General features: G+C 72.0%; 14 protein-coding genes. 8 read left to right on the top strand and 6 right to left on the bottom strand.

Annotated elements, in window-relative coordinates:
* The 3 genes from QZ500_RS14115 to QZ500_RS14105 all read left to right on the top strand — a co-directional run.
* Positions 1-754: HAD-IC family P-type ATPase (locus QZ500_RS14115; RefSeq protein ID WP_295856040.1), on the top strand; the 754-nt coding region annotated here is incomplete at its 5' end.
* Between the two features lie 114 nt (positions 755-868).
* The gene (locus tag QZ500_RS14110; protein ID WP_295856039.1) at positions 869-2,521 is read left to right on the top strand and encodes a methyl-accepting chemotaxis protein; all 1,653 of its coding nucleotides are present in this window, start codon (positions 869-871) and stop codon (positions 2,519-2,521) included.
* 231 nt (positions 2,522-2,752) lie between these two features.
* A complete protein-coding gene (locus QZ500_RS14105; RefSeq protein WP_295856038.1) occupies positions 2,753-5,824 on the top strand; it encodes an EAL domain-containing protein in 3,072 nt (1,023 codons plus the stop codon).
* Between the two features lie 122 nt (positions 5,825-5,946).
* Here the strand turns inward: QZ500_RS14105 and QZ500_RS14100 are convergent, their stop codons facing one another.
* The 3 genes from QZ500_RS14100 to QZ500_RS14090 form a co-directional block, all read right to left on the bottom strand.
* The gene (locus QZ500_RS14100; RefSeq protein ID WP_295856037.1) at positions 5,947-9,057 is read right to left on the bottom strand and encodes a CusA/CzcA family heavy metal efflux RND transporter; all 3,111 of its coding nucleotides are present in this window, start codon (positions 9,055-9,057) and stop codon (positions 5,947-5,949) included.
* A 4-nt stretch (positions 9,058-9,061) separates the two neighbouring features.
* The gene (locus QZ500_RS14095; protein WP_295856036.1) at positions 9,062-10,267 is read right to left on the bottom strand and encodes an efflux RND transporter periplasmic adaptor subunit; all 1,206 of its coding nucleotides are present in this window, start codon (positions 10,265-10,267) and stop codon (positions 9,062-9,064) included.
* A 63-nt stretch (positions 10,268-10,330) separates the two neighbouring features.
* Positions 10,331-11,662: a TolC family protein gene (locus QZ500_RS14090; RefSeq protein ID WP_295856035.1), complete on the bottom strand. Its 1,332-nt coding sequence runs from the start codon at positions 11,660-11,662 to the stop codon at positions 10,331-10,333.
* 111 nt (positions 11,663-11,773) lie between these two features.
* On the opposite strand from QZ500_RS14090, the gene QZ500_RS14085 reads away from it, so the two are divergent.
* Complete coding sequence (locus QZ500_RS14085; RefSeq protein ID WP_295856034.1) at positions 11,774-12,481, top strand: response regulator transcription factor; 708 nt, start codon at positions 11,774-11,776, stop codon at positions 12,479-12,481.
* Positions 12,482-12,657: 176 nt separating this feature from the next.
* Positions 12,658-14,055, top strand: a complete 1,398-nt coding sequence (locus tag QZ500_RS14080; protein ID WP_295856033.1) for a sensor histidine kinase — start codon at positions 12,658-12,660, stop codon at positions 14,053-14,055.
* 50 nt (positions 14,056-14,105) lie between these two features.
* Here QZ500_RS14080 and QZ500_RS14075 read toward each other — a convergent pair whose 3' ends face one another.
* The 3 genes from QZ500_RS14075 to QZ500_RS14065 all read right to left on the bottom strand — a co-directional run bounded on the left by QZ500_RS14075 (position 14,106) and on the right by QZ500_RS14065 (position 15,902).
* On the bottom strand, positions 14,106-14,852 hold the full coding sequence (locus tag QZ500_RS14075) for a CHASE3 domain-containing protein (protein WP_295856032.1): 747 nt from the start codon (positions 14,850-14,852) through the stop codon (positions 14,106-14,108).
* 128 nt (positions 14,853-14,980) lie between these two features.
* A complete protein-coding gene (locus tag QZ500_RS14070; protein WP_295856031.1) occupies positions 14,981-15,346 on the bottom strand; it encodes a DUF1294 domain-containing protein in 366 nt (121 codons plus the stop codon).
* Between the two features lie 67 nt (positions 15,347-15,413).
* Positions 15,414-15,902, bottom strand: a complete 489-nt coding sequence (locus QZ500_RS14065; protein ID WP_295856030.1) for a CYTH domain-containing protein — start codon at positions 15,900-15,902, stop codon at positions 15,414-15,416.
* A 130-nt stretch (positions 15,903-16,032) separates the two neighbouring features.
* Here QZ500_RS14065 and QZ500_RS14060 point away from each other — a divergent pair, with 130 nt between their 5' ends.
* The 3 genes from QZ500_RS14060 to QZ500_RS14050 all read left to right on the top strand — a co-directional run.
* Complete coding sequence (locus QZ500_RS14060) at positions 16,033-16,392, top strand: DUF2946 family protein (RefSeq protein WP_295856029.1); 360 nt, start codon at positions 16,033-16,035, stop codon at positions 16,390-16,392.
* Positions 16,393-16,533: 141 nt separating this feature from the next.
* A complete protein-coding gene (locus tag QZ500_RS14055; RefSeq protein ID WP_295856028.1) occupies positions 16,534-18,744 on the top strand; it encodes a TonB-dependent siderophore receptor in 2,211 nt (736 codons plus the stop codon).
* A gap of 7 nt (positions 18,745-18,751) precedes the next feature.
* On the top strand, positions 18,752-19,832 hold a 1,081-nt coding region (locus QZ500_RS14050; protein WP_295856027.1), incomplete at its 3' end, for a PepSY domain-containing protein.

The raw sequence follows: 19,832 nt of genomic DNA, 5'->3' as shown, positions 1-19,832 counted from the left end.
TGAGGGCACGCTGCAGGGCACGGTGCTGCGACTCGGCAGCCTGGCCTGGATGGCCGAGCTGCAGGCGCCGCCCGGCCCGCTCGCCGCGACGGCGGCACAACTGCAGGCCGAAGGCGCGACCGTGTCTGCGCTGGCCGTGCAGGGTGCGGACGGCGGCGTGGCGGTGCAGGCGCTGCTCGCCTTCGGCGACGAACCGCGTCCGGGCGCGGCCGAGGCGCTCTCGACGCTGCGGGCGCGCGGCCTGCGGCTCGCGATGGTCTCGGGCGACAACGCCGGCGCGGCGCAGGCGATGGCGGCGCGGCTCGGCCTGCGGCCCGACGAGGTGCAGGCCGGCGTGCTGCCGGGCGGCAAGGCCGACGCGGTGCGGGCGCTGCAGGCCGGCGGCGCGGTGGTGGCGATGGTCGGCGACGGGGTGAACGACGCGCCGGCGCTGGCCGCCGCCGACATCGGCATCGCGATGGGCAGCGGCACCGACGTGGCGCTGCAGGCCGCCGGCATCACGCTGATGCGGCCCGATCCGGCACTGGTGGCCGAGGCGCTCGGCGTCGCCGCGCGGACCGTCGCCAAGATCCGCCAGAACCTGTTCTGGGCCTTCGTCTACAACGTCGCCGGCATCCCGCTCGCCGCCTTCGGCCTGCTGAGCCCGGTCGTGGCGGGCGCCGCGATGGCGCTCAGCTCGGTCAGCGTGATGGCCAATGCGTTGCTGCTGCACCGCGCCGAGGGAAATCCCCGATCCGTCGGGCGCCGCCGGTGACGAAAACTGGACCACCGGTGTCGGTCTAGCACGGTCTGGCAAACTGTGCGAATACTTACATTTCGAGAGGCTTCGGCGTCGGGCCGCCCTCCACCGCTCCAAAGGATTCCCGCCATGGCCTTGCTGCTGCTGCTGCGCCGTTTCACCATCCGTCTCCGCATGTACGGGGCGATCGCCATCGTCATGCTGCTCGTAGGCCTGCTCGGCGGGGCCGGCATCTGGGGCATGTACAGCATCCAGCGCACCAGCGAGACCTTCATGCAGAGCGCCAACGACGCCAACGAGACGCTGGCGTCGATGCGGGCCGAGATGAGTTCCGCCCGGCAGGCCGAGAAGGAAATGATCATCCAGTACGAGAAGCCGGCCGCCGTTGCCACAGCGCGCCGCGAGTGGACGGCTGCGCAGGACCGGGCGGACAAGGTCGGCCGGACCTATGTCGAGACCCATGCGGGCGACAACGGTGCGGCGATGCAGCGGGTGCTGGCGCAGCTGGCCGCCTACCGCAAGACCTTCTCCCCGGTCGCCGACCAGCTGGAGAAGGAGGCCTATGACTCGGCCACCGTGGCCAACCGCATGTCGCAGCGCGCGATCGGCGAGTTCGCCAAGGCCGAGAAGGAGATGGCCGCGCTGCAGGCGCAGCTGCGCCAGCAGGTGGACGGCGCCCTGGCCGACCAGCGCGAACTGTCGCGCCGCATCCAGCTGCTGTTCGGCGGCATCGTGCTGCTGATGATCGCCACGGTGGTGCCGGCCACCATCCTCAACATGCGCTCGATCTGCGGCCCGCTGGAGCAGGCGCGGCAGTCGGCCGCGGCGATCGCCGGCGGCGACCTGTCGCAGCGGATCGTGGTGGAAGGCCACGACGAGCTGACCGACCTGCAGCGCGCGCTCGAGGGCATGCAGGGCTACCTGGGCACGATGGTCGCGCAGGTGCGCGATTCCAGCGAGAGCATCGCGATCGCGAGCCAGGAAATCGCCTCGGGCAACCAGGATCTGTCGAGCCGCACCGAACACACTGCCGGCAACGTGCAGCAGACGGTGTCGTCGATCGCCGAGCTGAGCGGCAACGTGCAGCAGACCGCATCGTCGGCGCAGCTGGCCAACCAGCTCGCGGCGTCGGCCTCCACCGCCGCGCAGCGCGGCGGCAGCGTGGTGCAGCAGGCGGTCTCCAGCATGCAGGACATCGCGTCGTCGAGCCGCAAGATCAACGACATCATCGCGCTGATCGACTCGATCGCCTTCCAGACCAACATCCTGGCGCTCAACGCCGCGGTGGAAGCCGCGCGGGCCGGCGAGCAGGGCCGCGGCTTCGCGGTGGTGGCGTCGGAGGTGCGCGGCCTGGCGCAGCGCTCGGCCCAGGCCGCCAGCGAGATCAAGGTGCTGATCAAGACCAGCGTCAGCGCGGTCGACGGCGGCGTGCGGCTGGTGGAGGATGCCGGCAGCGCGATGAAGGAGATCGTCTCCGGCGTGCGGCGCGTGGGCGACATCATCGGCGAGATCACCGCTGCGGCGGCCGAGCAGTCCAGCGGCATCGGCGAGGTCGGCCAGGCGGTGCACGACATCGACCGTATGACGCAGCAGAACGCGGCGCTGGTCGAGCAGTCCGCGGCCGCGGCCGAATCGCTGCGCGAGCAGGCGGCGCGGCTGGCCGGGGTGGTGCGGCAGTTCCGGATCGAGGCCGGCGGCGAGCCGGTCGCGGCGGCATTGCCGGGGCGTCCGTCGGCGGTGCCCGTCGCGGTCGGGATGCACACGACGCCGATGCTCGCCTGAGAGCGCTCCGGCAGCGCAGCGGTGCGGTCCGACATCACGACCGCAGGATTGGCAGGCAGGTCTGTGGGCCCTCGCCGCAACGGTGTCGCGCCGCGCCTGTCCGGGGGCGGCTTCCGCCGGTCGGCCGGGTCCACGGTGCGGGGTGGGATTGACTCCACAATACGCCCCCGCCGGTGCGTTCGCCCGGCCTCCCCGGTCTGACCCTCCCGGCCCCACGCCCAGCGCCTTGCCATGATATCGACGACCCCGACCGCGCCGGAATCCGCCGCCGCCGCTTCGCGGGCGCAGCCCTCCTTCTTCCGCCGGGTGGGCCGCTCGCCCGCCTGGCAGACCGGGCTGGCGCTGGCCGTCGTGCTGCCGGCGCTGTGGATCGGCATCGGCTGGGACCTGTCCGCCAGCCGCGAACGCCTGCAGAAGGAAAACGTCCGGGACACCTCGAACCTGCTGCATCTCTATGCCGAGGAGGTGCGCTCCTCGCTCCATGCCACAGACCTCACGCTGCTCAACCTGCGCGACCGCTGGCAGGAGGAAACGCCCGCCCGCTTCCACCAGCAGGTGCTGCTGCAGCAGAAGCACCTGGAACGCAGCGTCGTCTTCCAGGTGGGCATCATCGACGCCCGGGGCTGGCTGGCCTACACCAGTGCCGACCCGGCTGCGAAGTCGGTCGACCTGAGCGACCGCGAGCATTTCCGGGTGCACCAGCGGGCGGATGCACAGGACGTGCTGTTCGTTAGCCGGCCGGTGCTGGGCAGGATCACGCGGCGCTGGACGATCCAGCTGACCCGGCGGATCTCCGACGAGCGGGGGCGCTTTGCCGGTGTCATCGTGCTGTCGTTGCCGGCCAACTACTTCACCCGCTTCTCCCGTGCCCTGGACCTCGGCAACGACAGCGCGGTGGCGATGCTGCGCAGCAGCGCCGAGCTGCTGACCCGGCTGCCGCCGCCGCCGCAGGGCCTGGACGTGCCGGTGCGGCTGTTCCCTGATCGCGTCGCGGCGCTGGAGCAGGGCCGCGACGACGGCGGGCCGGCCGAAGTGGTCTCGCCGGTGGACGGCGTGAGGCGGCTCGTTGCCCTGCAGGCCCTGCCGGAATACGGCCTGGTGGTTGCGCTGGGCCGGTCGGTCGCGGTGCTGATGGAGCCCTACCGCCGGCAGCGGCTGACCAACCTGACGGCCGGCGGCGTGATCTCGGGTCTGCTGCTGCTGGTCGGCTACCTGCTGCTGGCCGACCTGCGGCAGCGCACCCGCGCACGCGAAGCACTGGAGCAGACCGAATTCCGCTGGCGGCATGCGCTGCGCGGCACCAGCGACAGCGTCTGGGACTGGGCCATCGACGCGGACACGTTCTACTACGCGCACAACGACGCTGCGCAGCCGGCCGCCGGCGCCGACGCGCCGGCCGACCCGGCGCGCGACTGGCAGGCGCGGGTGCATCCGGAAGACGTGGCGATGGTGGCGGAGACGATGCAGGGCTACCGCGACGGCATCCGGCAGGACCACACGATGGAATTCCGGATGCGCCGCGACGACGCCAGCTGGGCCTGGACCCTCAGCCGCGGGGTGGCCGTCGAGTCCGACCGCCAGGGCCGGCCGCAGCGGGTCATCAGCACCCACAAGGACATCACCGACCGCAAGCTGGCCGAGGAGGCGATGCAGCTGGCGGTCCTCTTCTACGAAAACAGCCACGAAGGCCTGCTGGTGATGGATGCCGACAACGCCATCCTGTCGGTCAACCGGGCCTTCACGACGCTCACCGGCTATACCGCCGACGAGGTGGTCGGCCGCAACCTCGACCTGCTGCTCGAGACCGGCGATCCGGACGACCAGCAGCAGCACGAGGCGCTGCGCGAGGCGGTGCGGTCCACCGGCCGCTGGCAGGGCGAGATCTGGAGCCGGCGCAAGAACGGCGGCGTCTATGCCGAGTGGCTGAGCATCAGCACCGTGTTCGACCGCGACGGCCGGCCGCACCGGCGGGTGGCGCTGTTCAGCGACCTGGCCGGCAAGAAGGAATACGAGCAGATCCTCTGGCAGCAGGCCCACTGCGACCCGCTCACCGGGCTGCTCAACCGGCGCATCCTGCGTGAGCGGCTGGAGCGCGACATCGCCCAGGCCGGCCGCGACGGCCGCACCATGGCGCTGCTGTACCTGGACCTCGACTATTTCAAGGAAGTCAACGACACGCTCGGCCACAGCGCGGGCGACGCGCTGCTGCAGGAGGCCGCCCGGCGGCTGCTGCGCTGCGTGCAGGACGGCGACAGCGTGGCGCGGCTCGGCGGCGACGAATTCGCGATCGTGAGCGCCACGCCCGACCCCGACGCGCTCGCCCGCGTCATCCTGGAGCGGATGAGCGAGCCTTTCGCGCTCGGGACCGAGACCGCTTTCGTCTCCGGCAGCATCGGCATCACCCGCTATCCGCACGAGGGCGCCAGCGCCGAGACGCTGCTGCGCGACGCCGACCAGGCGATGTACGCCGCCAAGGCGCTCGGGCGCAACCGTTACCAGGCGTTCACCCCGTCGATGCACGCGGCGGCGCAGCAGCGCATGCGCCTCATCGCCGACCTGCGCCAAGCCGTTCCCGACGGCCAGCTGCGGCTGGTCTACCAGCCGATCGTGGAACTGGCGACCGGCCACATCCGCAAGGCCGAGGCGCTGGTGCGCTGGAAGCATCCGGGCCGCGGCCTCATCAGCCCAGCCGAGTTCATCCCGGTCGCCGAGCAAAGCGGGGTGATCCACGCGCTGGGCGACTGGGTGTTCCAGGAGGCGGTACGTGCGCTGGCGCAGCTGCGGCGCGAGCACGATCCGCAGTTCCAGATGAGCCTGAACACCTCGCCGGCGCAGTTCCTCGGCAATCCGGAGCTGCATGCGCAGTGGATGGCGGCGCTGGGACGGGCCGGCCTGCCCGGCGACAGCGTGGTGCTCGAGATCACCGAGGGCATGCTGCTCGACGCCGGCGGCACCGCCGGCCTGCCGGAGACGCTCGCGGCCTGCCGGTCGGCCGGCATGCAGCTGTCGCTCGACGATTTCGGCACCGGCTACTCGTCGCTCAGCTACCTGAAGAAGTTCGACATCGACTATCTCAAGATCGACCAGGCGTTCGTGCGCAACCTGTCGGAAGGGTCGAGCGACCTGGTGCTGTGCCGCGCGATCGTCACGATGGCCCATGCGCTCGGCCTGAAGGTGGTGGCCGAGGGCATCGAGACCGCCGAGCAGCGCGACCTGCTCGACGCGATGGGCTGCGACTACGGCCAGGGCTACCTGTTCTCGCGGCCGGTGCCGTTCGAGGTGCTGGACGCGCTGCTGGGCTAGGGCCGGGTTGCGCGGGCGGATGCGGCACGTCGTCGCCGCTCCATGGTCTTTGGTATCCGCTCCTGAAAAAGGCGCCGCCCTTTTCAGGAGCGGCGCCTGTGGCGGCCACGCTGCCGCGACGGTCAGACCACCGCAGGCACGTGGCTGTCGTCGTCCGTCGTGGTCTGGCCCTTCGGCTTGTCCTTGCCGAACCAGGCCACGTAGAGCGCCGGCAGCACCACCAGCGTTAGCAGCGTCGCGGTGAACAGGCCGCCGATCACCACGATCGCCAGCGGGCGCTGGGTCTCCGAGCCGATCTCGCGCGACAGCGCCATCGGCAGCAGGCCGAGCGCGGCGAGCATCGCGGTCATCAGCACGGTGCGCAGCCGCTGCATCGAGCCTTCGCGCACCGCGTCTATCACCGTCATACCGGCCCCGCGCAGCTGCTGGAACACCGACAGCATCACCACGCCGTTGAGCACCGCCTGGCCCGACAGCGCGATGAAGCCGATGGCCGCCGACACCGACAGCGGGATGCCGAAGACGAACAGCGCGAGGAAGCCGCCGATCAGTGCGAGCGGCACGTTCACCAGGATCAGCGAAGCCATCTTGAACGACTTGAAGGCGTCGAACAGCAGCACGAAGATCAGCAGCAGCGAGATCGGCACCACCACCGCCAGCCGCTTCATGGCGCGTTCCTGGTTCTCGAACTCGCCCGACCAGTTGACGACGTACCCCTCGGGGATCTTCACGTTCTGCTCAACCCGCTTCTTCATGTCGGCCACCACCGAGCCCATGTCGCGGCCGGCGATGAAGATGCCGATCGCGGTGGTGCGGCGACCCGATTCGCGGGCGATGTTCATCGCGCCGGTGGTCTCGCGGATGTCGGTCACGTCGGCCAGCGTCACGTAGCCGCCGTCGGGCGTGGCGATCGGCGTGCGGCGCAGGTTGGCGATCACCCGCTCGGAGGCCGGCAGCCGCACCGCGACGGAGAACTTGCGTTCGCCTTCCCACAGGCTGGTCGCGGCCTTGCCGGCGAGCGCGGCCTCGATCACGTCCTGGATGTCCTGCACGTTCAGGCCGAAGCGCGCCGCGTTGCCGCGGTTGATGTCGAGTACCAGCTGCGGCACCTGGCCGTCGCGGTCGATCTCGGCACGCGCCACGCCCTGCACCTGCTTGACCTCGCGGGCGATCTGGTCGGTCACCTGCTTCATCAGCGCCAGGTCGTCGCCGGCGAGCTTGATCACGATCTGGCCCTTGATCTGCGAGATCGACTCGAGCACGTTGTCGCGGATCGGCTGGGAGAAGGCCGGGTCGATGCTCGGGATCGCCGACAGCGCCCGGTTCATCTCCTCGGTGATCTTCTCGCGCGTCATGCCCTTGCGCCATTCGGCCTCGGGCTTGATGTCCACGAAGATCTCGGCCATCGAGATGGTCTTCGGGTCGGTGCCGTCCTCCGGCTGGCCGGCCTTCGACACGGTGGTGCGCACTTCGGGCACGGTCAGCAGCGCCTTGCGCGCCAGCCGCAGGATGCGCGAGGCCTCCTGCGTCGACACGTTGGGCGACAACGTGAAGTTGACCCAGGTGGTGCCCTCGTTGAGCTCGGGCAGGAATTCCGAGCCGAGCCGCGACGCGACCACCGTGGTCAGCACCAGCGCGCCGACGGCGATGGTCGCCACGGTGCGGCGGCGGCGCAGCGCCCAGTCCAGGATCGGCCCGTAGACGCGCTTGGCGCCGGTGACGACGCGGTTGTCGCCGTGCGGCAGCTTGCGGCGCAGCATCCAGTAGGCGAGCAGCGGCACCAGCGTAAGCGAGAAGATCAGGGCGCCGATCAGCGCGGCCGTGACCGACAGCGCCATCGGCTGGAAGATCCGGCCTTCGTGGCGCTGCAGCGCGAAGATCGGGATGTGGGCCGCGATGATGATCAGCATCGAGAACAGCGTGGGCCGGCCGACCTCGTTGGCCGCGTCGATGATCACCTGGCGCCGCTCGGTCTCGCGCATGTCCTCGCGGCTCTGCGCGAGGCGGTGCAGGATGTTCTCGATCACGATCACCGCGCCGTCCACGATGATGCCGAAGTCCATCGCGCCGAGCGACAGCAGGTTCGCCGGCACGCCCATGATCTTCAGGCCCATGAAGGTCGACAGCAGCGCGAGCGGGATGACCACCACCACCGCCAGGCTGGCGCGCAGGTTGGACAGGAACACGTAGAGCACCAGCGACACCAGCACCGCGCCCTCGACCAGGTTGCGGAACACGGTGGTGAGCGTCTTCTCCATCAGCCAGGTGCGGTCGTAGAACGGCACGATCTGCACCCCGGTGGGCAGGCCGCGGGCGTTCAGGTCGGCGATCTTGTCCTTCACCGCCTTCAGCACCACGCTCGGGTTCTCGCCTTTGCGCATGATGACGATGCCGGTGACGATGTCGTCGTCGTTGTCCTGGCCGACCACGCCCAGGCGCGGCACCGCGCCGGTGCGCACCTCGGCGATGTCGCGGATCAGGATCGGGGTGCCGCCGCGGGCCGCGACCACGATGCGGCCGATGTCGTCGGCCGACTGCAGCAGGCCGATACCGCGGATCGTGTACTGCTGCGCGCCCTGGCGCACGTAGCTGCCGCCGGCGTTGGAGTTGCCGCGGCCGAGCGCATCGAGCAGGCTCTGGAAGGTGACCTTGTACGCGCGCAGCTTGTCGAGGTCGGGCTGCACCTCGTACTGCTTGATCGCGCCGCCCATCGCGACCACGTCGGCCACGCCGGGCACCTGGCGCAGCGCGCGTTCGGCGACCCAGTCCTCCAGCGTGCGCAGCTCGGTGGTCGAGTAGCCGGCGCCCTTCAGGCGGTAGCGCATGATCTCGCCGACCGGGGTGGCGTTGGGCGCGATGTCGGCGGACACGCCGTCAGGCAGGTCCACGCTGCGCAGCCGCTCGGCGACCTGCTGGCGCACCAGGTTGACCTCGGACTTGTCGTCGTAGGTCACCACGGTGAAGGACAGGCCGAACTGGGTGTGCGAGAAGACGCGGATCGAGTTCGGCAGGCCGGACAGGGCCACCTCGATCGGCAGCGTCACCTGTTTCTCGACCTCCTCGGCCGCGCGGCCGGGGTACAGCGCGATGACGGTGACCTGGGTGTCGGTGACGTCCGGGAACGCCTCGACCGACAGGTTCTTGAAGGCGAAGATGCCGGCGGCCGCGAACAGCAGCGTGCCCAGCACGATGAACAGCGGCTGGTGCAGCGCGTAGTGGATCAGGCGTTTCATCGGATCACTTCGCGGTGGCGGTGGCGGCCGGTGCGGCGGCTTCCTCGCGGGCGACCGCGAATTCGCGGGCCAGCAGCAGGGCGTTGTCGGTGACCACCTGCTCGCCGACCTGCAGGCCGGAACTCAGCACCACCTCGCGCGGGCCCATATGGCCGAGCTTGACCTCGCGCGGCTCGAAGACGCCCGGCTGCACCTGCACGTAGACGGTGTGGCGGTTGCCTTCCAGCGTGACCGCCGAGGCCGGCACCACCGCGCCGGTCAGCGCCTCCCGCACCAGTGCGGTAGCGAGCATCTCGCCCTTCAGGCGCCGGTCGGCGTTGGGCACCAGGCCCCGGACCTTGATGGTGCGGGTGGACGGGTCGATCGCGTCCGACACCGCGGCCACCGTCGCCGGGAAGTTCACGCCCGGATAGGCCGCCACCTGCAGCTGGAAGCGGGTGCCGGGTGCCATGCTGCCGACGTCGATCTCGCGCGCATCGACCTGCACCCACAGCGAGGTCGGGTCGGTCACGACGAACAGCGCCGGCGTACCGGGGCCGCTCTGGTCGGGCCGCACCTCCTGGCCCGGGTTCAGGTTGCGCTCGACCACCACGCCGGCGATGCCCGACGCGATGCCGAGCTGCTGGTTGCCGCTGCTGGCGCTGCCGTAGAGCGTGGTGCGGCCGGCGGCGCGGGCCGATTCGGCCTGGGCGCGGGCGGTGTCGGCCTCGGTCTGCTCCAGGTCTTTTTTGGCGACGATGCCGGCTTCGAACAGCTCGCGCTGGCGCTGCAGGTTCTTGCGGGCGAGCGACAGGTCGACGTTGGCCTTGGCGGTGTCGGCCTGCGCCTGGCCGAAGTCGGGCGACGCGATGCGCGCCAGCAGCGTGCCCGGCTTCACCGCCGTGCCGACGTCGGCGTTGATCGCGACGATACGGCCGCCGAAGGCCGGATACAGGCGCTGGGTGCGTTCCTCGTTCCAGACCAGCTTGGCCGGCAGTTCGACCACGATGTCGGCGGCCGCCGTGGCGGGCGTGCTCTTGAGCATCGCGAGCTGCGGATGGTCGGCCGGGAACCGCAGCTGCTTGCCCTGCAGGATCGGGGCCGGCGGCGGTGCCTCGGCCCGGGGGGCGGGGGATTCGCCGCAGCCGGCGAGCAGCAGGGCGGCGCAGGCGGTGGCCAGCAGCGCGGCACGGGCCGGGCGGCGGGAAAGGAGGCGGGACGGGTGCGGCATGGCGGTTGTCTCGGGGGCGGGAGGTCGGGCGGAAATCGAACGGGAGGAAGGGGCGGCGGCCGCTCAGCGGGCGCCGGTCAGCAGGTCGGGCCGCGTCTGCAGCGTCCAGGCGCCGGCGGTCTTGGCGTAGTCGGCGCGGGCGGCGACCGCCTCGAGCAGCGTGGCGCGCAGCACCCGGCGGGCGTCAAGCAGGTCGAACAGCGGGATCGCGCCGCGGCGGTAGGCCAGCTCGGCGTTCTCGGCGACGCGGCGGGCGCGCGGCAGGATGTCGGTCTCGTAGCCGCGGGCGCGGCGCTCGGCGGTGAGCGCCGCCTGCTGCAGGCCCTGCAGCTCCAGCGCGCCGTCGCGGCGGGCCTTGTCGAGCGCGTCCTGCGCCTGGTAGTAGCTGGCCTGGGCGCGGCCGATCTCGCCTTCGTAGCCGTAGCCCCACTGCAGCGGGATCGAGGCGCGCACCTCGACCAACCGGGTCGAGACGCCGGGGTAGTGCTCGTAGCCGGCGCCGACCGTCACGTCGGACTTCTTCAGCGCCAGCGCGCCGTCGAGGTTGGCCTGGGCGGCCTGCGCGCGGGCCAGCGCCGCGCGCACGTCAGGCCGGTTCTCGGCGAGCGAGGCGTAGTCGGCGGTCGGGGTGTCGACCGCCGGCAGCACCGGCCAGGCGTCCTCGGCCTGCAGGTTGGCCTCCACCGCGGCACCGCGGGCGCCGATCGACTGGGCCAGCGCGATCGCCGCGCGCTGGCGGTCGAGCAGCGCCTGCTGCACGTCGGCGCGGGCGCGCTGGGTCTCGATCTCGACCCGCATCGCGTCCTGTGCGGGCAGGTCGCCGGCCTGCACCCGGCGGCCGGAGGCGGTGGAGAGTTCGGTCGCGCTGCGCTCGATCGCATCGACCTGCACCTGGCGCTCCTGGGCGGCCAGCAGGTCGTAGTAGGCCGAGAGCGATGCGATCAACTGCTGCACCCGCACGTCTTCCACGTCGGCGGCGGCCGCGTCGGCGGCGCGGGTGGCGGCGGCGGTGCGCAGTTCGCGCTTGCCGCCGCGCTCGATCGTCCAGTCGATGCCGACCTTCTTGTCGATGCGCTTCCGGATCAGGTTGCCGGCACCGATGCCGTTCTTCAGGTCGACGTTCTCGGCCGAGGTGCTGAGCACCGGCAGCGGCGCATGGTCGGCCGCCAGGATGTCGGCGCGGGCCGCGGCCAGGCCGCCGCGGGCGATCGCCACGTCGAGGTTGTCGCGGGCGGCGGCGAGCGCCTGCGCCAGGCTCAGGCGGGCGGCGGGACCGGCGGCCGGTGCCGGGGTGGCCGCCGGCGCCGCGGCCGCCGCGGGGGGGGCGGCGACCTGGGCCTGCAGGGGCAGGGCGGCGGCGAGTCCGCAGGCCAGGAATAGCTGTCGTATGCTCATGGCCACCTTTATCGGGCCGGCCGGCTGACCATCGCCTGACCGGCGCCCGTCAGGGCTTTTCACCCCCGCCATTTCTTTGCCGCGCCCTCGGGCGCCCACCGCCCGCCACCCATGCGCATCCTCGTGGTCGAAGACGATGCCGTCCTGCGCGACGTGATGCTGCGCAGCCTGCGCGACGCCGGCCACCGGGTGGACGAGGCGCGCACGGTGGCCGAGGCCGACCACTTCTGGCGCGTGCAGCCCTTCGACGCGGTGCTTCTCGACCTGAACCTGCCGGCCGACGCGCAGGCCGGGGCCGCCACCGCCAGCGGCCTGACCGCCCTGCGCGCGGCCCGCGCCCGCGGCGACCGCACCCCGGTGCTGGTGCTGACCGCCCGCGACCGCACCGAGGAACGCATCGCCGGCCTCGACGCCGGCGCCGACGACTACCTCGGAAAGCCGTTCGAGCTGGCCGAGGTCGAGGCCCGGCTGCGCGCGCTGGTGCGCCGCACCCAGGGCACCCAGGACATCTCGGCGGTCGGCCTGCTCGCGCTCGACCGCAAGGCGCGCCGCTTCGCGCTCGGCGCGGCGCCGCTGGACCTGCCGGCGCGCGAGTTCGAGGTGCTGTGGGAGCTGATGACCCCGCCCGGCCGGGTGGTCAGCAAGCGCACCCTGTCCGAGAAGCTTTCCAGCTTCGACGAGAACCTGGGCGACAACGCGCTCGAGGCCTTCATCTCCCGGCTGCGCAAGAAGCTCGCCGGCAGCGGCGCCACGATCCGCACCCTGCGCGGCCTGGGCTACCTGCTGGAGCCCGAGCCGGGCGCCGTCCCACCGCCGTGACCGCGCCCGCTCGTCCCGACCCTGCTCGGTCCGGCAAACCGCCCGGCCCGGTTCAGCCCCAGCCGGGCCAGGGTTTCCCTGGACCTGGCGGAGCCTCCCCCCGGGGGGGTGGCGAACTACATGGAGCGCAGCGCAATGAGAAGCCGGGGGACCCTCCGACCTTGCGGTTCCGCGTCATGCACCACGTGCTGTGGCCGCTGGCGGTGGCGTGGCTGATCGGCGTAGTGGTGTCGATCGCAGTGGCGGTCAACTTCACCCAGCGCGCCTTCGACCGGGCGCTGCTCGACGACGCGTACTCGGTGGCCGGCAGCGTGCGCTCGACCGGCGACTCGATCGATCTGGCGCTGTCCCCGCGCGAGGTGGGCGCGGTGCTGTTCGACCAGAGCGAGCGCATCTACTTCGCAGTGCTCTGGCCCGACGGCACGCTGCTGGCCGGCCATGCGGGCCTGCATGCGCCCTCGCCCGAGGGCGCGGCCAGCTACCGGTTTTCCGACATCACCTACCAGGGCCGGCGGCTGCGCGCTGTCACGCTGCGCCGCGGCGCGCCGCTGGAATACGAGGTGGTGATGGCCGAGACCACCCGCTCGCGCGAGGCGCTGCTGCGCACGCTGCTGGTCTACGTGATCGGGCCGCAGATCGGCCTGCTGCTGCTGCTCGGCATCTGGCTGTTCCGCGCGATCAGCCGCGACGTGCAGCCGCTGGTCGCGCTGGAGCATGCGATGGAGACGCGCGACGCCCGCGACCTGACCCCCGTGCCGGCGAACGCCTCGACCCGCGAGATCCAGCGGCTGGCGGTCGCGGTCAATGGCCTGTTCGCCCGGGTCAGCGCCGGCGTGCGGGCGCAGCGGGAATTCGCCGGCAACGTGGCGCACGAGCTGCGCACGCCGCTCGCCGGCATCCGGGCGCTGGCCGAATACGGCCTGGCGCAGAAGGACCCGGCGGCCTGGCGCGAGCAGCTGCAGCGCATCGCCCAGAGCGAGGAGCGCGCCAGCCACCTGGTCGACCAGCTGCTGGCGATGGCCCGGGCCGACGAGGCCGGCGTGATGCAGATGCGCACCGTGCTGCTCGACGAGGTGGCGCGCGACGCGGTGCTGCGCTTCCTGCCGCGCGCCGACGCCGCCAGGGTGGACTTGGGCGCCCGCGGGCTCGACGAGCCGGTCGCGGTGCGGGCCCATCCGGCGCTGGTCGAGGGCATCGTCAACAACCTGATCGACAACGCGCTGCGCTACGGCGGCGCGACCGACGGCAGTCGCAGCACGATCACGGTGGCGCTGTCGGTGCAGGCGGAGGCGGGCACGGCGCGACTGACGGTGGTCGACAACGGCCCCGGCATCGGCGCGGCGCAGCGCGACCACCTGCAGCAGCGCTGGGCGCGCGGCCCCGAAGGCGCCTGGCTGAAGCAGGGCACCGGGCTGGGGCTGGCGATCATCGGCCGGTACGCGGCGCTGATGGACGCACCCTTCACCCTGGCCGACGGGCCCGAAGGCCGGGGGCTGGCGGCATCGGTACTCCTGCCGCTGGCTGCGACGGACGGCGCCGACGGCCCTGCCGCACCGCCGACGCGCGTGCTATGAAATAGATAGCTGTTGGCGCAGGTGCAACCTGCGCTGGAGCCCGATTCTCTTCATGACAGCAGCTGGCGCCGGCGCAGCTGCACCAGCACCACCGCCAGCAGCACCCGCATCAGGATCGACAGCGCGGCTACGTACATGCCGACCTGGAGCGTCGCCCGCTCGCGTTCGCGCGAACGCTCCTGCCGCTCGAGCAGCAGCCGGCGCTCGGTCTGCGAGGCGCGCGCTACCTCGTCGCGCACGGCATCCATCAGTTGTTTGCCGTGGCCCTGGGCGATCCGGGCGGCGGCAGGCGCGAAGCCGGCGCGGCGGCGCAGGGCGATGGTGTCGCTCAGTTCCACCAGCTTGGCGTCGATCAGGTCCTCCAGCCGGTCCATCTGCAGGTTCTGCGACTGGCTGCCCTCCAGCAGCGCGCGCAGCCGGTCGAAGGCCGGGCCGGTGGTCTCGACCGCCACGTTGTAGGGGGCGAGGTAGGCATCTTCGCCGGTGATGATGTAGCCGCGCTGGCCGGTCTCGGCATCCTGCAGCGACAGCAGCAGTTGGTTCAGCTCGCCGAGCACCTGGTGGGTGTAGTCCACCTGCAGGCGGCTCTGCACCAGCTGGTGGTGGTAGTGCCACGACAGGTAGCTGCCGACCAGGATCACCATCGCTATCGGCAGCGCCGAGAACACCGACCACACCATCACCCGCCGCGGCGGGATCTTCAGCCGCCGGCCGCCGAGCCAGCGCGGCAGCGCCAGCCGCGGCCGGGCGGTGCCCGGAGGCGGCGGGACGTCGGAATGGGGCAGCGGCGGGTGCACGGCGGAGGATCGGGTGAAAGGGGCGGGCCGCCCGCAAAGAGGCAGCGACGGAGGCGGACGTTACCGCCGGCCGTCACGCCGGCCGCGCCAGCAGGCCGCCCGACCGCCTGTAGGCGGCGCCGGCCCGCTCACCGCGCCTGGACGGCCGCCAGCGCCGTCAGCACCGGCCGGCCCCACGGCCCGGCCAGCAGCACGAACAGCCCGCCGTGGACGGCCACGCTGCACCAGAACCAGGTGCGGAACGGCTGTTTGCGCGACTTGTGGCGCAGCCACTGCTGCGCCAGCACCGCGCCGGGCCAGCCGCCCGCCAGCCCGATCAGCAGCAGATCACGTTCCGAAACGCGCCAGCCGCCGGTGCGGGCCGCCTGCTTGTCGAGCGCGTAGGCGCTGAAGCAGAGGGCGCTCATCGCGAGGTAGGCGGGGGCCAGCCATCCGGGCAGTAGCCCCGCCAGGATGGTGCATCCCAGCAGCAGCGCGAACGCCGCCACCGTCACGGCGCCAGGGATGCCGGAGGGGGGCCGGTTGGCTGCGCGCAGAGGGGCGGCCCGGCGGCGGCGCGCCTCAGTCGGCGCCGGCCGCACCATCGTCGGTCGTCCAGGTGCAGAACGGCCGCATCGCGAGGCTGCTGTTGTAGTAGCGGGCGTCGCCGGTCACCTCGGCGCCCAGCCAGTCGGGGCGGGCGAAAGGCTCGTCCTCGGAGGCGAGTTCGATCTCGGCCACCACCAGCCCCGCGTTGTCGCCGAGGAAGGCGTCGATCTCCCAGACGTGGCCGGCGTGGGTGAGCACGTGGCGGGTCTTCCGCACCACCGGGCCGTCGCACAGCGCGAGCAGCGCCTCGGCGTCCTCCCGCGGGACGGGGTATTCGAACTCCGCCCGGGTGGCGCCGGACGACCGGCCCTTGACGGTCAGGAAGCCCCGGTCCCCGGCGATGCGCACCCGCACCGTGCGGGCCGGGTCGCGGTTCAGGTAGCCCTGGCTGAAGGACGTGCCCGGCGCTGCGCGCCAGGCGTCGCCGGTGACGAGGAATTTGCGTTCGATTTCGAGGGCCATGAAGAAGAGAGTGCGTGAGGACAGGACGGGACGACCCGGCGGTCGGTCTGCAGCGCACGCTGCAGGAAGACACCGGACAAATTGTCCAGCCTGCCCACGGCGGCAGACGCCCGACCGATAATCGCCGCCCATGCCCTCCCTGCGCACGCTCACCGTCCTGCCGCGGCTCCTGCTGCTGTGGTTCGTGGTGTCGCTCGGCGCGGCGGTCGCCTCGCCGATGGTGCGGCCGCAGGTGATCGAGATGGTCTGCGGCGGCGTGCAGCCGGTGAAACTGGTGCTGCACGGCGAGGACGGCCCGCAGGACCTGCCGGCCGCGTCGATGGACTGCCCGCTGTGCACGCCCACCGGCGCGCCGCCGCCCACTGTCGCGGCGCTGCGGCTGCCCGCGCCGCTGCCGCTCGGCCATGCGGTGCAGCCGATTCCCGCGGCCCGCCTGGCGGCCGCCACCGCGGCGCCGCTGCCGGCGCGCGGACCGCCTGCGGCCGGCTGAAACGCCTTTCTTCGGTGCTCGCCCGCGCTGCGCCGTGGCGCCGGCCCGTCCCGCCCTTCTCCTTCGTTTCAGCCGCACCGCCCGTGCCCGCCCGTTCTGCGGCCGGCCGCGGGCGCGTGCACCGCACCGGATTTCCGTTCCATGACCGTTCCGTCTTCGCGTGGCCGCCCGTCGGGCCGCCGCGTTTCCGTTCCGCGCCCGTACGCCGGGCCCCTCCTGGCGCTGCTGCCGGGCCTGTTCGCCACCGCCGCATCGGCCCAGGTGGACGGCGCCGCCACGCTCGCACCCGTCACCGTGCGCAGCGAGGCGGCCGGCCCGACCGGCCGCCTCGCGCTGGACACCCCGGCCGAGACCGGCAGCCGGCTCGGCCTCACGCCGCGCGAGACGCCGGCCTCCGTCACCGTGGTGGACCGCGCGACTATCGATGCGCGCGGCGCCCGCGACACGCAGGAAATCCTGCGTGCCGTGGCCGGTATCACCGCGCACGACGCGCCCGGCAGCATCGGCGTGAGCTACCGCGGCTTCGGCGGCGCTTCGCTCAGCCAGCTGTTCAATGGCATCAACGTCCAGTACACGATCGCCGCGCGGCCGGTGGACAGCTGGATCTACGATCGTGTGGAGGTCGTCGGCGGAGCCTCGGGCTTCCTCTACGGCGCGGGTGCGGTGGGCGGCACGATCAACTACATCACCAAGCTGCCAGAGCGCCAGGATTTCGCCGAGGCACAGCTGCGGCTCGGCAGTCATGGCATGAAAGAGGCGGCCTTCGGCATCAACCGCCGGATCGCCGGCGACGGCACGGCGGGCAGCCACTACGCCCGTATCGACCTGCAGCGTCGAGAAGACGGCGGATGGACCGACGGCACCCGGCCGCATGCCACGCAGCTCGCGGCGTCGCTGCTGTCCGACCTCGGCCGTGGCTTCACCCATACCCTCGCCTATGAATTCCAAGACGAGCAGGTCGACCGGCCCTACTGGGGCACGCCGGTGCTCAATCCGGTGGCGGGCCGGCTACGCATCGATCCGGGAATCCGCACGAAGAACTACAACTCCGCCGACGGCATCTATGCGCAGCGGGTGCACTGGCTACGGTCGGTTTCCGAGTGGCGCGCCAATGATTCGCTGCAGGTGAAGAACACCCTCTATGCCTACGACGCGTTGCGCGACTACCGCAACGTCGAAACCTACCGCTACAACGCCGCCAACACCGGCGTGGTCCGCTCGGCCACACTGCTGCAGCGCCACGACCACGACGTGCTCGGCAACCGCTTCGAGGCGGTCTATAAGGGACGACTCGCCGGGTTGCAGAGCGACTGGGCGGGCGGCATCGACGTCAGCCGCAACCGGCAGACCCGTTTTCCCAACAGCCTGTCAGCGACGGTGAGCACGGTCGATCCGTACAACTTCACCACCGAGAACTTTTTCTCCATCGCCGGCACCTCGCCGGTCTTCAATCCAGATCGCGACAACCGCGTCACGACCGTCGCTGCCTACGTGGAAAACCGCACCCGCGTGCTGCCGATGCTCAGCGTCGTGAGCGGCCTGCGGCACGATCGCATCGATCTCGACCTGACCAATCGGCGCGCCGTCACCGCTGCAGCGCCGGCGAGCTTCGAGCGTCGATATACCCCCACCACCGGTCGCATCGGCGTGGTCTGGGATGTTGCGCCCGGCGCCAATCTGTATGTGCAGTACGCGACCGCGGCCGACCCGCCCTCCGGCATCCTGTCGACCGCATCCTTCGCCGACGTGCTCAACAACAGTTCGTTGACGACCGGTCGGCAGTGGGAAGTCGGCAGCAAGCTCGACTTCTGGGAGAAGCGCGGCACCGCCACGCTCGCGGCCTACCGCATCACGCGCAAGAACATCGCCACGCAAGATCCGAACAACACGGCACTCACGGTACTCGTGGGCGAGCAGTCGTCGAGGGGACTGGAAGTCGCGGTCGGCCTGCAGGCCACGCCCGACTGGTCGCTGCAGGGCAACGTCGCCTGGGTGGATGCGCGCTACGACAGCTTCACGCAGGGCGGCGTGTCGCTCGCAGGACGCACGCCGACCAACACGCCGGCGCGGGTCGCGAACCTCTGGAGCAGCTGGCGCATCGCGCCGCAATGGACGGCGATCGCCGGCGTGCGCCATGTGGGACAGGTCTATGCGGATGCGGCCAATGCCTCGAGTTGGCCGGGATACACGCTGCTGGACATCGGGTTGCAGTTCCAGGTGAACCGCTCTGTATCGGTCGTCGGGCGCGTGCGCAACGCAGGCGACCGGCTCTATGCCGCGAATGCCGGCACCGGACAGGTCTACCTCGGCCCGCCGCGCACTGCCGACGTCGCCGTGCGGGTTGCGTTCTAGGGCTGCCATGCGGATCAAACGCTGGCTGTTCCTGGGCCACCGCTGGCTCGGGGTCGCGATGTGCGCCTTCTTCGCGATGTGGTTCGTCTCGGGTGTGGTGATGATGTACGTGGGCTATCCCAAGCTCACGCCGGCCGAGCGGCTGGCGCACCTGCCGGCGCTCGACGCGGGCGCCGCCTACCTGGCGCCGCGCGCCGCGCTCGATGCGGCCGGCATCGGCGGGCCGCTGCGGGACCTGCGGCTGGCCGCGTCGCGGGCCGGGCGGCCGGTCTACCTCGCGGTGCCGGCGGCCGGCAGCGGCATGCCGGGCCCGGCGGGCGGCCGCCGCGCCGCGGCGCCGGGCGCGGGCACCGTGGTGATCGACGCGCTGTCCGGCGCGGTGCTGCGCGGCATCGGGGCCGACGAGGCGCTCGCCGCCGCGGCCGCCTGGGCCGCCGCTGATGCGCCGGGCGGTGCCCTGCCGCCGATGCGCTACGAGGGCACCGTCGACGAGGACGCCTTCACCCATTCCCGCAATCTGGACGCCCACCGGCCGCTGCACGTCGTGCAGCTGGACGACGCGCCGCACACCCGGCTCTACCTGTCGGGCACGACCGGCGAGGTGGTGCGCGACGCCACCCGCGCCGAACGCGGCTGGAACTACGCCGGTGCCTGGATCCACTGGCTCTACCCGTTCCGCGGTCATGCGCTCGACCGCTGGTGGGCCGACATCGTGATCGTGCTGTCGCTCGTCGGCATCGCGGTCGCGCTCACCGGCACCGTGGTCGGCCTGCTGCGCTGGCGCTTCGGCCGGCGTTACCGCAGCGGTGCCCGTTCGCCGTATGCCGGCGGCGCGATGCGCTGGCACCACCTGAGCGGGCTGCTGTTCGCGGGCGTCACGCTCACCTGGATCTTCAGCGGCCTGATGTCGATGAACCCGTGGAAGCTGTTCGACAGCGGCGCACCGCCGCTGCGCACCGAGGCCCTGGCCGGCGGCCCGCTGCGACCCGGCGCCGAGGCCGCGGCGCCGCAACGGCTGCTGGCCGCGGCCGGCCGCCCGGTGCGCGAACTGCGCTGGGTCCGCGTGGCCGGCGAGGACCGGGTGCTGG

It is taken from the genome of uncultured Xylophilus sp. (assembly GCA_913776965.1).
Taxonomy (GTDB): domain Bacteria; phylum Pseudomonadota; class Gammaproteobacteria; order Burkholderiales; family Burkholderiaceae_C; genus Xylophilus.
This window is presented reverse-complemented; position numbering and strand designations above follow the sequence as displayed.

What these genes read in the sequence shown, in the direction of transcription:
- QZ500_RS14110 (WP_295856039.1), top strand. Translation starts at nt 869, where the DNA reads ATGGCCTTGCTGCTGCTGCTGCGCCGTTTCACCATCCGTCTCCGCATG.
- QZ500_RS14105 (WP_295856038.1), top strand. Translation starts at nt 2,753, where the DNA reads ATGATATCGACGACCCCGACCGCGCCGGAATCCGCCGCCGCCGCTTCG.
- QZ500_RS14100 (WP_295856037.1), bottom strand. Translation starts at nt 9,057, where the DNA reads ATGAAACGCCTGATCCACTACGCGCTGCACCAGCCGCTGTTCATCGTG.
- QZ500_RS14095 (WP_295856036.1), bottom strand. Translation starts at nt 10,267, where the DNA reads ATGCCGCACCCGTCCCGCCTCCTTTCCCGCCGCCCGGCCCGTGCCGCG.
- QZ500_RS14090 (WP_295856035.1), bottom strand. Translation starts at nt 11,662, where the DNA reads ATGAGCATACGACAGCTATTCCTGGCCTGCGGACTCGCCGCCGCCCTG.
- QZ500_RS14085 (WP_295856034.1), top strand. Translation starts at nt 11,774, where the DNA reads ATGCGCATCCTCGTGGTCGAAGACGATGCCGTCCTGCGCGACGTGATG.
- QZ500_RS14080 (WP_295856033.1), top strand. Translation starts at nt 12,658, where the DNA reads ATGCACCACGTGCTGTGGCCGCTGGCGGTGGCGTGGCTGATCGGCGTA.
- QZ500_RS14065 (WP_295856030.1), bottom strand. Translation starts at nt 15,902, where the DNA reads ATGGCCCTCGAAATCGAACGCAAATTCCTCGTCACCGGCGACGCCTGG.
- QZ500_RS14060 (WP_295856029.1), top strand. Translation starts at nt 16,033, where the DNA reads ATGCCCTCCCTGCGCACGCTCACCGTCCTGCCGCGGCTCCTGCTGCTG.
- QZ500_RS14055 (WP_295856028.1), top strand. Translation starts at nt 16,534, where the DNA reads ATGACCGTTCCGTCTTCGCGTGGCCGCCCGTCGGGCCGCCGCGTTTCC.